Origin of the sequence: Achromobacter aegrifaciens (genome assembly GCF_902859965.1) — a bacterium.
Taxonomy (GTDB): domain Bacteria; phylum Pseudomonadota; class Gammaproteobacteria; order Burkholderiales; family Burkholderiaceae_B; genus Achromobacter; species Achromobacter aegrifaciens.
The window spans coordinates 2,079,252-2,094,321 of the sequence record NZ_CADIKO010000001.1 but is presented as its reverse complement, the minus strand read 5'-3'; the positions used below and the strand labels follow the sequence as shown (position 1 = coordinate 2,094,321).

Here is a 15,070-nt window from a genome sequence, read left to right as displayed (position 1 = left end):
CTCCCTTCAGTGGATCTTGGGCACGCTGGCCAGCGGCCGCCTGGCATGCGCGAGGATGAACGACTGCAGCGTCTGCAGGTCTACCGGCTTGATCAGCACGGCGTTCATGCTGGCTCGCGCGCCGGACGCCAGATCGAGTTCAAGTTCGCTTGCGGTATAGCCCAGCACGGGCGTGGCCGCATTCACGCCGCCGCCGGCTCTCAAGGCAGCAGTAAATGCATTGCCGTCCATGACGGGCATGACGCAATCGCAGATGATCAGATCAAACTCCATCCGTTCGGCCAAGGCCAGACCCGCCGCGCCGTTCTGCGCGAATTGCGCGGAATGCTTCAACATCCGCAACTGATGCTTGAGCAGCAGCCGGTTGGCCTCATGGTCGTCGATGACGAGTATGCGCAGGCCGCCGGCGTCGGCCACCGTTGGCGCAGGAGCCGCTGCCACGGCGGCATTTTCCGAAGGCGGCAGCGCCAAAGGCAAGCGCACCGATATTCTGGCGCCCTGCCCGGCCGTACTGAAAATTTCCATGGAGCCCCCCATCAAGCGCGTCAGTTCGTTGCATATGGACAGCCCCAGTCCGATGGTGACGCCTTGCTCCCCGACCACGTGTTCAAAGTGCGGGGCAGCCAGTCTGGCCTGGATATCCTCGGCAATCCCGGGGCCGGTGTCCGCGACGCACAGCGTGATCCACTGCACCTCTTCCGTGGCGGCCCCGGCGCTCAGCGCGACATCGATACGGCCATGCCCCGTGAAGCGGACCGCATTGGACAACAGCTTATCCAGCAGTTGCTTCAGGCGAACGGGATCCGAGAAATGACGCTCGGCAATGTCGCGGCCGATGTCCAGGGTCAACTGCAGGCCTTTTTCTTGGGCAGCGCCCCGAAATGATGCCAGCGTGTCGGCCGCCAGCGCGCGCAGATCGACGTTCTGCCGTCGCAGTTGAAAGTGACCGGTTTCCAGCTTGGATATGTCGATCAGGCCGCTGATCAGGGACAACAGCGATTGCGCCGACTGGCGCGACACGGCAAGTCTTTCATACGTCTCGCTGACGAGTCCCCCGCGCGCCAGCATCAGTTCAAGCATGCCGATAATCGCGTTCAGGGGGGTGCGGAGTTCATGGCTGATGAACGCAAGATACGTTGATTTCATCAGGTTGGCCCTTTCCATATTGAGCCGAGTTGTCGACACGTCCCGCAGCATGTCGGGAAAGCCACGAAAGCGTGCGCTGCCCCCGATCAACCCGATGATGGCGCCGTCCTCTCCGCGCAACGGCGCGGCCCAAGCGGCTACCCCACACGTAGGATCATGCTCGAACGGATGTTCGCGGACCAGGGTTTCACCGCCGGCCAGCACTTGACGATAATCGTCGATTATCTCGTTCAGGTTGGGCGGCGGTTCGCTGCCCGAGTCCGGCGCGGACAGGGACTCCAGCGGAACATGCAGAGGGCGGCTCCAGCCCTCGCTGCGGCATGTAGCGGCGTACTCCCTGAGCGCGTCATTGCGCGTCACCAGATTCAAATCCAGATCGCGGATGAAAATCCCGGCGGGTAGCGTATCCGCCAGGCGCGCCAGCCGGGCCAGTTCGCCGCGCGGCGACCTGGCGCTGCGCATGCGCACCGCGAGCCAGACCAGCATCAAGACCAGCGCCGCAGCCAGCGCCAGATTCAGGAATACGGAAAGCGTGAGTATGGAGTCTGCCTCGCGATGGACCACTATGGCGCTCCATCCCGTGCACGTCCGCTCGCGACGCAGGCCGCCGGCAGGCAGGAAGCGACGGCGGCTTCCAGCGCGCGCAGATCCGCAGGCTTGACCAGCACCGCGTTCATGCCAGCCTGCAAACCCGCCTCATGGTCTTCCCGGCGCGCGTCGGCCGTGTATCCGAGCACGGGAACGGTGGCGCACTCGCCCGCGCCGGCACGCAGCGCCCGGGTGAACTCTGCCCCGTCCATGTCCGGCATCATGCCATCGCAGACCACCAGGTCGAACCTGCCTGCTCTGGCAAGCGCCAAGCCCTGCGCGCCATCCTCCGCCGTCTGGACGGCATGGCCGAGGAATTCCAATTGGCCTTTCAACAGCAGGCGGTTGGCGGCCTGGCTTTCAACCACAAGCGTCCGCAACCCGGTGGCGGGTCGCTGAGCCATTCCGAGCACGGTCTCTTGCGACGGGTCGCGCCGCTCGCCGGATCCGAGCATCAGCGGCACGCGGACATGGACGTGCGTACCCTCGCCCACGACGCTGGAGATGCGGATGGTTCCGCCAACGCGATGCACGATCTGCCGACAGTAGTGCAAGCCCAGCCCGGCGCCATCGGGCGAGGCGCTCAGCCCGGCTTCGTAGCGGGAGGCCGACAGCTTCTGCTGTATGTGCGGATCAATGCCGCTGCCGGTATCGATGACCGACAGCGAGACCCATTGCCGGCCATCTTCCACCGGGGTGGCGTCCAGATGTATCCGGACGCCGCCCCGTTCCGTGAATCGGATGGCGTTGGACAGGAAATTGTTGAGCAACTGATTCAACCCCTGAGCGTCCGCCATGTGGCTGGCGGCGACCCCGGGAGCCACCTCCAGCGTCAGGCTTATGCCCTTTTCGTAGGCGCTGGGAGCGAACAGCGCAACCACGTCGGCTACCACCCTGCGCAGCGAATGGGATACGCGCGCGCATGCCAGATCGCCGGTCTCCATTCTGCGCGTATCGACGATGGACGGAATCAACTGGAGCAGGGACCGCGTAGACAAGCGAACGGTCGCCAACATTTCTTTCGACTGCCGCGGCATCGCCGCGTCAAGCGACGCCATTTCCAACAGGCCCGCCATGGCGTTCAAGGGATTGCGCACATCGCGGCTGACCGCCGCCAGGAACCGCGTTTTCATGTCATTGATGCGTTCTGCCCGGCCACGTGCGCTTGCCGAATCCTCCAACGACTGGCTATGGCCCAGGAAGTACATGCCCTTGGCGAAAACGCCTATGACCTGATCTTCAGCGCCAAACAGAGGAAAAATCTGGGCCTGGATTGCCGCCCGGATTCCGGCGGCTCCTGGCAGCTCCTGGCTGTAGTCATAAGAGCGCGGTTCGCCGGTAGCCACCGCAGCCTGGAACTCGCGCACGATGACGGCAACTTCGGGCGGCACCTGAATCTGATCCTTCTCTGCGCCGGAGAGGAATCCCAGATCGATGTGCTCGGGCCTGGCCCATCCGTTCCTGATGACGATGTCCGAAAAGCGCCGCATGCCATCGCTGAGCCCGACCAGACGCAGCGATTTTTCCCGAATAACCATGTCCACAGGCGCCGCGGCGATCAAGCGCGCGGCTTGCCTCAAATGCGCCAGCAGATCGTGGCTTTTATTCGCCGTGCCTTTCAGTGCCAGCAGGACCCATAGCACGGCCAGAAACAAGACGCCGTTCAAGGCCCAGGAGAGGATCGCAGCAGATGCAAGCTGTTGCTGCAGCGAGGCGGCGATGGTCGGCGCGCTCAGCGCACATAGCACGACAACAAGAATCGCGGCCGCCCCAATTGCCATCCTGATTCGAACGGCATTGCCGCGTCGCATAGCGCTAGCAAAAACTTCAGGCTTCATCTGGAGATTGTCGATGGTCGTGCCTATGGCTGAATTTGATATGCGCTGCGCAACGGCGATTTTATCGCAGAAGGCATCGCGCCACCCCTCCGCACGCGTCGCCGGCCCCATAAATTCCGCGTAACGTTGCTTCCAAATCACGGCCCAAAAAATACCAAATAGGACCAATAAAACCGCCTCATTTCGCCAAGGTTGGCAATTATTGGAAAGAATCGCCAATTGTCGTTTTCATATGAAATTTCATACAACAAGAAGGGAGAATTCCTACAAATTCAGAATTCCGATTCTATTAATTTTCAGTTGCCGACGAAATGCGGAATACGGGATTCGGAGGAGCAGGCGAATGAATTATCCGGCTGCGTCCTTTTATCAATTGTTCGAATTGAATTTTGATAACAACTGAATCGCACGGAAGTTGATTCCTGAAAACCGAAATAAAGCATTTCGCAAGTCGGTCGCCCTCTGCTTTCAGTAATCCCCAGGCGGCGCTTTTGATTATTAATCGACTCAGGATATTCACTTCCATGAACAAGAACATCATTATCAAGTTTGCCCTGCTCGCCACGGCAGCCGCAGTTTCCCAAACCGCCCTGGCTGAGGACGGCCGCATTAACTTCATTGGCGAAATCGTCGATGCCCCGTGCGATGTCTCGCCCCAGGCAACCAACCTGGTCGTCCCGCTTGGGAAAGTGTCCCGGACCACCCTGGACGGCGCCGTGGGCAAGTACTCGACGCCCGCGCAATTCGAACTCCAGCTGGCCAATTGCAGCGCCACGGCCAAGGGCGCCAGCGTGACGTTCACCGGCACCGCAGACACGATCAACACGGACACACTGGCGATCGGTATCGGCGAACTGGGCAGCGCCACCGGCGTGGCCGTCGAGCTGCGCGATTCCACCCAGAAAAAAATCAAGCTGGGAGCGGAGTCCCCCGAATACACGCTGCGCGCCGGCACCAACAATCTGAAGTTCGGCGCCGTTTATGTGTCGACCGCCAACACCGTCACCGTCGGCCCCGCCAACGCCACCGCGCAGTTCACGGTGAACTACAAGTAACGCCGCTTTGCCGGACCGCCAGCCCCTCAAAAGCGGGGCTGGCCGCAAGCCTACTCGCAGCAGGCGGTTCCACGAGAACCCGATGGCTTGCGAGCACAACATCGAGATCCCCATGCTGAAAGACATCGCGCAACGGTTCGTGCACAAGGCGCGGCCCTTCATGATTTTCGCCCTGGTGGCCACGCTGGCCCACGCCAATGCGGCAGCCGGCGTGCTGGTCGGCGGCACCCGCGTCATTTTCAACGAGAAGGACCGCGAGTCCTCCATTCCCGTCAAGAACACTGGCGTGTCCCCTTACGTCGTGCAGGCCTGGATCGATGCAGGCGAAGGCGCTGCCAAGGCGCCGTTCGTGGCAAGCCCGCCGCTGTCGCGGCTGGACCCAGGCCAGGAAAACGTGCTGCGCATACTGCGCCTGGCCGGCAATCTGCCTCTCGACCGCGAATCGGTGTTCTGGCTCAACGTCAAGGAAATCCCGGAAAAGAGCCAGGATGAAAACGTACTGCAGATCGCGGTGCGCACCCGCATCAAACTGTTCTACCGGCCGTCGGGCCTGGCGGGCAAACCCGGCGAACAGCGTCAGCAGTTGCAGTGGGCGGTCGCCGCCGGCGGCAGAGGCGCCGTGCTCAAGATTGCAAATCCGTCCGCCTATCACGTCACCTTCGCCACGCTGAACGTCAATGGCGGCCAGCAGGAGATCAACGGCGGCATGGTGTCGCCCGGCGGCACCCTGGAGTACCCCTTGTCCGGGCTGTCCGCGCCCAGGGACGTGGACGTCGTGTTCACGACCATCAACGACTACGGCGCCGAGACCCCCGAGGAAAGAGTCCGCGTACCCAGCGCCCAAGTTCCGGTCCACGTCAAGGCCGAGCCCGTCGCGCCTGCCGCAAGCCGTTAATGTCCGGAGCTCATGCAATGAATGGCGTATCGCAGGGTCGCATGCCCCCTTTCGCGGCATTGGCATCGCTGTTGCTGGGCCTGGCTTCCTTTTCCGCTCAGGCCGCCGAGCCGGCGGGCACGGTCTTCAATCAGGAATTCCTGGGTACGGGCGGAGACCAGCCGCAGGCAGACTTGTCCATCTTCAGTTTCGGCAATAGCGTGCTGCCGGGCGAGTACCTGGCCGATGTGTTCGTCAACGATCAGTCCATGGGCGCGAGCCGAATCATCGTCGAAGTCCAGGAGGGCCTCAAGCAGCCCTCGGTCTGCCTGACCCGCGGCCAATTGGAGAACTGGGGCGTCAACATGGCCGCGCTGCCCGAATCCGCGGGCGCGGACGGCGCCTGCGTGGACCTGCCCGCGCTGGTGCAAGACGCCGCCGTGAATTTCGATGGCGGCAAGCAACGGCTGTATCTGAGCATTCCGCAGGCCGCGCTCAAGCGCGCGGCGCGAGATTCAGTCGACCCGTCGCGCTGGGACAAGGGCATCACCTCGGCCCTGCTGGATTATCAGCTCAATATGTCGCGCCAGGGCGGAGGCAACTCCTCCAACCGCGGCGCCGAATCGCCCTACGCGGCCTACGCCGGATTGCGCGGCGGCTTGAACTTCGGCGACTGGCGCCTGCGCCACGCCTCCAACTACAACCGCGGCACCAACGGTCGCGGTGAATGGCAGTCGCTGGAAACCAATCTGCAGCGCGACCTGCGCTCGATCAACGGCCAATTGCTGCTTGGCGACGGCAACACGCCGGGCAACTTTTTCGATAGCGTGCCATTCCGCGGCGTGCAGGTCTCTTCGGACGACTCCATGCTGCCGGACAGCATGCAGGGCTACGCGCCGACCATACGCGGCATCGCCCAGACCAATGCGCTCGTCACTGTCAGGCAGAACGGCTACATCGTCTACAACGCCTATGTCGCGCCCGGCGCGTTCGTGCTGGACGACCTGTACCCGTCGTCCTCCGGCGGCGACCTGGAAGTCACCATTACGGAGTCGGACGGCCGCCAGACCCGTTACGTGCAGGCCTATGCTTCCGTGCCAACGCTGTTGCGCGAAGGCACCTGGCGCTACAGCGCCACCGCCGGACGCTATCGCAGCGCCTCCGGCTCCGACGAGCGTGAACCCACCTTTGTGCAAGGAACGATCGCGCGCGGCCTGGGCCAGGAATTCTCGTTGTATGGCGGCATCACCGCGGCCAGCATCTATCAATCCGCCCTCGTGGGCGTAGGCAAGAATCTGCGCAGTTTCGGCGCGATTTCGTTGGACCTGTCGCACGCGCGCACCTCCACCGAGCGATTGAAAACGCAGGGCCAGTCCGTGCGCTTCCTGTATGCCAAATCCCTCGACGAAATCGGCACCAACTTCCGCGTCGCCGGCTATCGCTATTCCACCAGCGGCTACCGGACCTTCCGGGAAGCGACCGGCGTCGACGATTTCGAGCCGGGCTACAAGATGCCCAGCCGCCGCAACGAACTGCGATTCGAGGTAAGCCAGTCGCTGGGCTCTTGGGGTTCGGTCTACGCCTCGGCGCGCCAACAGTCGTACTGGCAGACGAATCAAAAGGAGCGGCTGATCCAGGTCGGATACTCCGGTTCCTACAGACAGGTCAGCTACAACGTCTTCGTCGACATGAACACCGGCCGCAGCGGTTCGAATGACCGCCGGGTCATGCTGTCGATGTCGATTCCACTGGGCGCCTCGGGCAGCAGCGCCCACTACTCCCTGACCACCGGCAACAATGGCGAGACCAGCCACGCGGCCACCGTTTCCGGCTCCGCGTTCGAAGACAACCGGCTCAGCTACAACCTGACTGCGGCGACCTCCAACCAGAACGGCGTCAACAGCTCCGGCAACGCCTACTACTTGTCCAGGATCGGCCGCTTCGACCTGGGCGCGTCGCAGGGACGCAACTACAACCAGATCAACGCGGGCCTGTCAGGCGGCATCGTCGTCCATGCCGGCGGCGTGACGTTCGGCCAGCCTCTGGGTGAAACCGTGGCGCTGGTGCACGCTCCGTCGGCAGAGAACGTGCGCTTCGAATCGCATCCGGGCGTCAGCACCGATGCCAGCGGCTACGCCATCGTGCCGAGTCTGAGCCCGTACCGTTCCAACCGTCTGGCCATGCTCACCGCAGACCTGGGCGACACCGTCGAAGTCAAGAACGCGGCGGTGAATCTGGTCCCCACTCGCGGCGCGGTGATACGTGCCGGGTTTGAGACGGTGGTTGGCTATCGCCTGATGCTGACGCTGACCCGCAAGGACAACAGCGTGGTGCCGTTCGGCGCGCGCATCGACAACGAGGCGGGCCAGGAAATCGGCATCGTCGGGCCGGACGGCCAAGCCTTCGTGACCGGCGCGCAGCAGTCCGGAACGATGCGCATCGTCTGGGGCCGCGGCGCAGCCGACAGCTGTGGTGTGTCCTACACCCTGCCGCAAGAGGACCGCCCCGCTCCCATACGTGAAGTCGCCTACATGTGCCTGTGATGCCTGGCTTGGCGATTGCAAGCTTGAGGAATGAAAAACAAATGAAAGACTCTCGGATCAAGAAAAAAAGATGCGCTGCCGGCATGCTGGCACTGTCGTGCATGGCGTTGATGCTGGTTGCATATGCGCCGCAAAGCCTGGCAGCGTGCGCCCTGGGAGAAGGCATCGCCCGGAATGTGATCAACATCTCCTTGGGCAATATCGTCGTCCCGCCGGAAAAGGGACCGAGCAGGGTAGTGCCGATCGCGGACAGACGATTCCCCATCAGCCACAAAGGCAACGCGCTCCTCGTCTGCAAGGATGGAGGGGGAAAGGCGCTAGCGTCCCTGCACAAAGGTACGGTCGTAGACGATACCCACATCTATCGCACCAACATTCCCGGTATCGGCATACGCATCGGAATGCGACCGGGCGATCACGTCGGAACCTTCTATTTCCCGACGACCTGGTCCCTCTCCGGCACAGGCACGGAGACGACTATCGGCAACAAGGGCTGGATTCACGTCCAGCTCTTCAAGATCAGCTCCGACACCGGCAACGGAGCCCTGGAGGAAGGGACTTACGCCACGCTGTACGCGCAGGACGCGCCAGGGGACTCCCTGAAAGTGATACTCACCGGCAGGACCACGGCCATTGTCACTCCGTCGTGCACCGCCGCTCCCACTCCGCCCGTACAGCTGGGAAAGGTCTGGAAGAACCTGTTCAGCTCGGTCGGCAGCACAGCAGCCGAACAACGCTTCAACATCAAGCTGAACTGCCGCGAGGCCAAACCCGAACTGAACGCTGTCTACCTGCGCATGGACGCAAAACCCCACGCGTCAGGCGCGCCCGGCGTGATCGCCTTGAGCCCCGACGCCAATTCCGCCACCGGCGTCGGCATCCAGCTCCTGGACAAGGACCGTCAGCCGGTCAAGTACGGCGACAGCGCCTTGGTCGGCATGTCCAAGGACGGCGTCTATGACGTGCCGTTCCACGTCCGCTACTACCAGACCGCAAACCAGGTGACGGCCGGCGCGGCGAACGGCACCGCCACCTTCACGCTTGAATACAAATGATCTTCCCAGCTTCCACGAACCACAGGCCATCGATCATGAAAAAGCCCGCATTCAACCACACCGTCCATATCTGCGTCGAAGCCATAGAGCCAGCGGCGACGCTAGTCCAAGGGCTGGGCGACCGTGCCCAGATGGTGTGCCTGACCCAATCCGCGCTCCGCTTGCAGGAACAGCTGGCCGAACCCGGATTGCACTACGTCGTCATGCACGGCAGCGTGGAATGGCTGGCCGCCATGCTGGGCGCGCGGCGCGGCCCCTACGTCACCGGACTGGTGGTCATGATCACCGCCAACGATTCCTCCAATGCGCGGGCCGAACTGATATGCGCCGGCGCCGACGCCTGCCTGGCCTCGAACGCGGGCATCGACGAACTGCTGGCGGCGCTGAGCAGCCTGGAACGCCTGTCCTCGGCATTGCGTACTCGCCTGCAGCGCGAAGCCGCCCCCGCCGCCGACGCCCTGGCGCGGCAGCGGCGCGCCTTGACCGGCACAGTCGCGACAGTCCGCGTCACGCCGGTCCGGGAATGGGCCCTGATCGAAGCGGAGAAAACGCTGCGCGCGCCTGACAGCGCCGGCAAGATCGCGTTGAGCAACAAGGAATTTGCGCTGCTGTCGTGCCTGCGCGGGCATGACTTCCAGTACTGCAGCATTGCGGATCTGCACCGCGAAGTGTGGCCGGATGCGGCAAGCCGCCCCATCCACCTGCAACGCGCCATCGTCTCCAGCGTGGTCGGGCGGCTACGCCGACGGGCGCGCATGGCGGGAATCGAGCTACCGCTGCGCACAAGCTATGGACAGGGCTACACCTTCGTCCATCCGCTGAACAACGCCAACTAGCGACGGCGCCAATCGCGACGCAGCAATGGCGGCGGTTGGCTCCCGATCAACGCGACCCTGCGCAAATTCGTATTTCTCAGATGCGGAAATCGATGTCTTCCGACTAAATTTCCCGCCCCCGCGCCATAAAGTATCCGTACTCGCCGGCCCGCGCAGATTCGAGCGCACAACCGACGGGTACGAGCCGCCTGGATATCGCCGCATTCGCGGCGTCGGGCCTTACATGAATCCCCAAAAAGATCGCTGCCTTCCGGATGCGCAAGGACCGTCCCGGTCCGACCCGCGCCCGGGACGGTCTCGATCGCCGCGGGCAAGCCTAGCTTCAAAGGAAATACAACATGAAACGCAGTCTCGTCGCCTCTCTCCTGGCCTCCGGAGCCCTGGTCTCCGTGCTCGCGCCGGTGCCCGCCCACGCGGTTGACGGCGTCATCAACTTCATGGGCGTTATCCGCGCTCCCGGTTGCGACATCAACGGCAACACCCCGGGCCTGGGCAACACGCAGACAGTGCAGCTGGGCACGCCCACGCCGGAGGAAGTCGGCCTGGGCAATGCCGTCGAAGCCGAGTTCCAGCTGAATCTCGCGGGCGGAGCAGGCTGCACCGACGGCCGGAAGGTCCGCATCATGTTCGACCCGACCAACGCCACGCCAGCGGGCAACCTGGCGCTGCTGGATGCCGACCGCGCGCCCAACGTCGAGATCCAGATCCGCAACAACGCGACCGGCAACACCGGCATCATTCCCATTGGCGGTTCGGAAACCACGCCGCAGGTCGCCACGATCACGGGCAATCCGGGGACGGCGGAACTGAAGTACGCCGCCAAGTATGTCGAGGTCGGCGGCGCGGCGGGCGCAGGCTCCGGCGCGTCGAGCATCAAGTATCTGCTGTCCTACAACTAAGCGCGGGCCGGTCATGGCGTCGATAGCGCGCATCGTTTCATCCCTGGCTGCCGTCTGCGCCATGACCCTGTGTTCCTGGGCTACACCGGTCCGGGCCGGACTGGTGCTGCAAAGCACGCGCCTGGTCATCTCGCCGGATTCCCGCGACGCGACGCTGGCCATCCGCAACGCGGGCGCCGGTCCCGTGCTGGCGCAGAGCTGGCTGGACGACGGCAATGCAGACAGGTCGCCAGCGGACATGCGCGTGCCTTTCGTCCTGGCGCCAGCGGTCGTGCGGGTGGACCCGGACAGCGGCGCGGTGCTGAGGATCTCATACACCCGCGAGCCGCTGCCCGCCGATCGCGAGAGCCTGTTCTATCTCAACGTGTTGGAAACGCCGCCGCGCGATCCGAACGAAGCCAATGTGCTGATCTTCCAGTTCCGGTCGCGCATCAAGGTTTTCTTCAGGCCAGCCGCGCTGCGTCCTCACGTTCAAGCCGCGCCGGCGCTGTTGAGCTGGAGGCTGCGCGGACGCGCGCTGGAAGTCACGAACCCGACGCCTTATTACGTCTCCTTCGCCAGCGTCGATCTGGTCGCAGGCGACAAGCGCACCGTGCTCGAAGGCGGCATGGTCGCGCCATTCGACAAGGCGCGCTTCGAATTGCCGTCCCGCGCGGCCAAACCCGCGGGCCGGGTCTCGGTCGAGTACGAGGTCATCACCGACTACGGCGGAACCACGAAGACAAAGCAGGCCGTTACCGAGTAAAGGCGCGGCGCAGCTTGCGCCCGCGAACCACAGAGCTGACACGTCCCGATGGAAAATCTACACGCAAGGGCTTGCCCCCGCTTGCCAGACCCCGCTCGTCCAGCGAATCGGCGCCAGGCGGCGGAAAGGCTCGCATCCGGTCTTGCCGCCGCGCTGGCGGTCTGGGTCGCTCCCGCACAAGGCAAGCAGGCGTTCTTCGACCCGCAGATGATGTTCCAAGGCGCAGGCGGCACGACCATCGACACGAGCCGCTTCGAGCGCGGCAACTTCATGGAGCCCGGCCGGCACAAGCTGGACGTCTACGTCAACGGCCAGTGGCGCGGCGTGGAGGAGGTCCCGTTCCGCCTCCTGGCCGGCAGCGCCAGCGCCACGCCGTGCTATGACAGCGCATTGCTGGCGCGTCTTGGCCTGGACGTCGACAAGGCCGCGCGCGGCGAGGGCATGCTTGCGCTATCCTCGACCGCAGCCTGCGGCGAGCTGTCGCGCTACGTGCCCGGCGCGCAGGTCAAATTGGAGGTGGCCGAGCAGAAGCTCTATCTCACCGTGCCCAAGTATTATCTGCGCCTCTCCACGCCCGGCGCCTACGTGGATCCATCGAACTGGGACTTCGGCGTGACGGCGGCGCGGCTGAACTACAACAGCAACCTCTTCACCTCTGAAAGCCGCGGCACGCGCACCACGCGTGGCTATGCGGGCCTGAATGCAGGCGTCAACGTGGGCGCATTCCGGCTGCGCCACTACGGCAGCGCGACCTGGTCGCCGGGCCATGGCGCGAACTATCAGCGCGGCTATACCTATCTGAAGACCGACGTACCGGCGTGGAAGTCGCAGCTGTTGATGGGAGAAAGCTCCACCGACGGCGACCTGTTCGACTCCGTATCGTTCCGGGGCGTGCAGCTGGCCAGCGACGAACGCATGCTGCCCAGCGCGTTGCGTTCCTACACCCCGGTTGTCCGCGGCACGGCCAACAGCAATGCCCAGGTGTCGGTGTACCAGCGTGGCTACCTCGTCTACGAAACCACCGTGGCGCCCGGCCCCTTCGCGCTCGAAGACCTGCAGGCGGCGGGATATGGCGGCGACCTGGACGTGCGTATCGTGGAGGCGGACGGCAGCGCGCGCAGCTTCGTCGTGCCCTTCGCCACCACCGTCCAACTGCTGCGGCCCGGCACCAGCCGCTACAGCCTGACGGCGGGGCGGGCGATAGATCTGGGCATGGGCAGCAGTTCGCAGTACTTGCTGCAGGGCACGTTCAAGCGCGGGCTGGGCGACATGTACACGGGTTACGGCGGTCTCGCTTTCACCCGGCACTATGGTTCCGCGCTGGCCGGCGCCGCGGTGAACACCGCGCTGGGCGCATTCGCGGCCGACGTCACACTATCCCGCGCCGAGCTTCCGGACGAAGGCACACGGACGGGCGCCAGCTACCGCCTGTCGTACAGCAAGAACCTGCCCAATAGCGGCACCAACTTTTCGCTCCTGGCCTACCGCTATTCCACCAGCGGCTTCGTGGGCTTGCGCGAGAGCATTGCCCTGCAAGGCGCGCCACAGCGCTACCGCTGGTTCGGCGACGTGGGCCGCACGCGCGGACGGCTCGACGCCAACATCAGCCAGCAGCTTGGCGTCAACGGCGGAAACGTCTATCTGTCGGGGTCGGCCATCCAATACTGGCAAGGCCATGGCAACACCATCAACTTCGCGCTGGGCTACAGCAACCGTTGGCGCGACATTTCCTATTCCTTCGGCGTGCAGCGCATGCAAAACCTGGCCACCCGAAATTCGTACCGGGGCGGCGGCCGCGACAACTCCACACTGGTCACCGTGAACCTTTCGATTCCCCTAGGCCGGGCCGAGCGCGGCGCTCCCATGCTCAACAGTTACTACAGCGCCGATTCCCGCGCCGGCGCCAACTTCACCACCTCGGTCGCGGGCTCGATGGGCGAGTCCGACCAAGGCACCTATTCGGTATCCGCCTCTCATGCCAGCCGCGAGAACGCCAACTCGGCAAGCGCAAACATCGGCTACCGCCTGCCGCAGTCCTGGGTGGGAGCGGGTATTTCGCAGGGAGCGGGCTTCCGCCAGGCATCGCTGAACGCGTCGGGCGGCGTGCTTGTCCATGCTGGCGGAGTGACCTTCTCGCAGACGCTGGGGGAAACGGTCGCGCTGGTACGCGCCGACCACGCGCAAGGCGCGCAGATCGGCTACGGCGGCGACCGCCTGGACGCCCGTGGCTATGGCGTCGTCGCCAGCCTGAGCCCCTACCAGCTCAACACCGTCGACATCGATCCGCGCGGCATCCCCGACGACGTGGAGCTGCAGGCCAGTTCGCGCAACGTGGCGCCGCGCGCCGGCGCAGTCGTGCTGCTGTCCTACCCGACCCGCGTGGCCCGGCCGGTGCTGATCGATGCCCGCCAGGCCGACGGCGCCGCGCTGCCCTTTGGCGCGGAAGTGCTGAACGCCGCCGACGGCAAGCCGGTGGGCGCGGTGGGTCAGGGCAGCCGCATCGTCATGCGGGTGGAACAGGATCAAGGCCGCGTCATCGTGCAGTGGGGACCGGGGCCGCAGCAGCGCTGCGCCATCGACTACGCCCTACCCGAGCGCGCGCGGCAGCGCGCCCGGGGCTACGATGAGCTTTCGCTAACCTGCGCGCCGATGCCGGCGGACGGCGGCAGGCCCACGGGCCCCGGCCCGCTGGCGCGCCGATGATGGGCCTGCTGCGCGCATGCGCACCGCGCCTGACCGCCGGCCTGCTGATGGCCTGCATGGCAGCCTGGGCGCATGCGGACCTGACCGTGGTTGGCACACGCTTCATCTATCCAGCGCAAGCCAGGTCGCTGACGATACGCACCAGCAACTCGGGGGAGACGCCCATCCTGGTGCAGACCTGGCTGGACCAGGAGCAAGCGCAGGCGCGCACCGATCCCAGCAAGCTGCCCGTCCCTTTCGTGCTGACGCCCCCGGTCTACCGGCTGGATGCCGGGGAGCGCAAGGCGCTGGAGCTGCGCTACACGGGCGAACCCCTGCCGGGCGACCGCGAATCGGTGTTCTGGATCAATTTCCTTGAAATCCCTTCGCTGCAGCCGTCGCGCCGCAACCAGTTGCAGCTGTCGTTCCGGCTGCGGATGAAGGTCTTGTTCCGTCCGCCGGCGCTGCAAGGCGATCCTCGGGAGGCCCCGGCGCAAGTCGCGTGGAAGTACCGGCGCTCTGGAGACGCCGCTGCGCCATGGCAGCTGGAAGCGCACAACCCCACCCCTTTCCATGTGTCGCTGGCACGGCTGGAGCTTCCCGCCGCGGCGGGCGTGCAGCGCCTGGACGGTTTGACCGTGCCGCCGTACGCCACCTCCCGGTTCGCGCTACCCGCCGGCCATCAACCCCAGGCGCACGCAAGCACGCTGCGCTACGAGGCCGCCGATGACGCCGGCGACCTGATCCACGGCGCGGCAGCGCTCGCAGCCGCAAACTGAGTCCAAGCCGATCCCGGCATCCAGGAGTAC

The 15,070-nt window shown here is 64.6% G+C and carries 11 protein-coding genes; 9 read left to right on the top strand and 2 right to left on the bottom strand.

Annotated elements, in window-relative coordinates; all coding sequences use genetic code 11:
* Nucleotides 1-6: 6 nt before the first annotated feature.
* A complete protein-coding gene (locus HV793_RS09745; protein ID WP_175213059.1) occupies nucleotides 7-1,710 on the bottom strand; it encodes a PAS domain-containing hybrid sensor histidine kinase/response regulator in 1,704 nt (567 codons plus the stop codon).
* On the bottom strand, nucleotides 1,710-3,791 hold the full coding sequence (locus tag HV793_RS09740; RefSeq protein ID WP_175213058.1) for a hybrid sensor histidine kinase/response regulator: 2,082 nt from the start codon (nucleotides 3,789-3,791) through the stop codon (nucleotides 1,710-1,712). Before HV793_RS09740 ends, HV793_RS09745 begins: the two co-directional genes overlap by 1 nt.
* Before the next feature lie 305 nt (nucleotides 3,792-4,096).
* Here HV793_RS09740 and HV793_RS09735 point away from each other — a divergent pair, with 305 nt between their 5' ends.
* The 9 genes from HV793_RS09735 (at nucleotide 4,097) to HV793_RS09695 (ending at nucleotide 15,040) form a co-directional block, all read left to right on the top strand.
* Entirely contained in the window at nucleotides 4,097-4,627 is a 531-nt protein-coding gene (locus HV793_RS09735) for a fimbrial protein (RefSeq protein WP_054457685.1), read from the top strand.
* Between the two features lie 82 nt (nucleotides 4,628-4,709).
* The gene (locus HV793_RS09730; protein WP_175213057.1) at nucleotides 4,710-5,522 is read left to right on the top strand and encodes a fimbrial biogenesis chaperone; all 813 of its coding nucleotides are present in this window, start codon (nucleotides 4,710-4,712) and stop codon (nucleotides 5,520-5,522) included.
* Nucleotides 5,523-5,539: 17 nt separating this feature from the next.
* A complete protein-coding gene (locus HV793_RS09725) occupies nucleotides 5,540-8,044 on the top strand; it encodes a fimbria/pilus outer membrane usher protein (protein ID WP_175213056.1) in 2,505 nt (834 codons plus the stop codon).
* 41 nt (nucleotides 8,045-8,085) lie between these two features.
* Nucleotides 8,086-9,099 carry a fimbrial protein gene (locus HV793_RS09720; RefSeq protein WP_175182040.1) on the top strand — a complete coding sequence of 338 codons (1,014 nt, stop codon included), beginning with the start codon at nucleotides 8,086-8,088 and terminating at the stop codon, nucleotides 9,097-9,099.
* Between the two features lie 35 nt (nucleotides 9,100-9,134).
* Nucleotides 9,135-9,935 (top strand): winged helix-turn-helix domain-containing protein, encoded by an 801-nt coding sequence (locus HV793_RS09715; RefSeq protein ID WP_175213055.1) that lies wholly within the window; start codon nucleotides 9,135-9,137, stop codon nucleotides 9,933-9,935.
* Nucleotides 9,936-10,273: 338 nt separating this feature from the next.
* The gene (locus tag HV793_RS09710) at nucleotides 10,274-10,834 is read left to right on the top strand and encodes a fimbrial protein (protein ID WP_054457690.1); all 561 of its coding nucleotides are present in this window, start codon (nucleotides 10,274-10,276) and stop codon (nucleotides 10,832-10,834) included.
* A 13-nt stretch (nucleotides 10,835-10,847) separates the two neighbouring features.
* Complete coding sequence (locus HV793_RS09705; RefSeq protein ID WP_225591444.1) at nucleotides 10,848-11,579, top strand: fimbrial biogenesis chaperone; 732 nt, start codon at nucleotides 10,848-10,850, stop codon at nucleotides 11,577-11,579.
* A gap of 81 nt (nucleotides 11,580-11,660) precedes the next feature.
* Entirely contained in the window at nucleotides 11,661-14,282 is a 2,622-nt protein-coding gene (locus HV793_RS09700) for a fimbria/pilus outer membrane usher protein (protein ID WP_175182042.1), read from the top strand.
* The gene (locus HV793_RS09695; protein WP_225589052.1) at nucleotides 14,279-15,040 is read left to right on the top strand and encodes a fimbrial biogenesis chaperone; all 762 of its coding nucleotides are present in this window, start codon (nucleotides 14,279-14,281) and stop codon (nucleotides 15,038-15,040) included. Before HV793_RS09700 ends, HV793_RS09695 begins: the two co-directional genes overlap by 4 nt.
* Nucleotides 15,041-15,070: the final 30 nt, after the last annotated feature.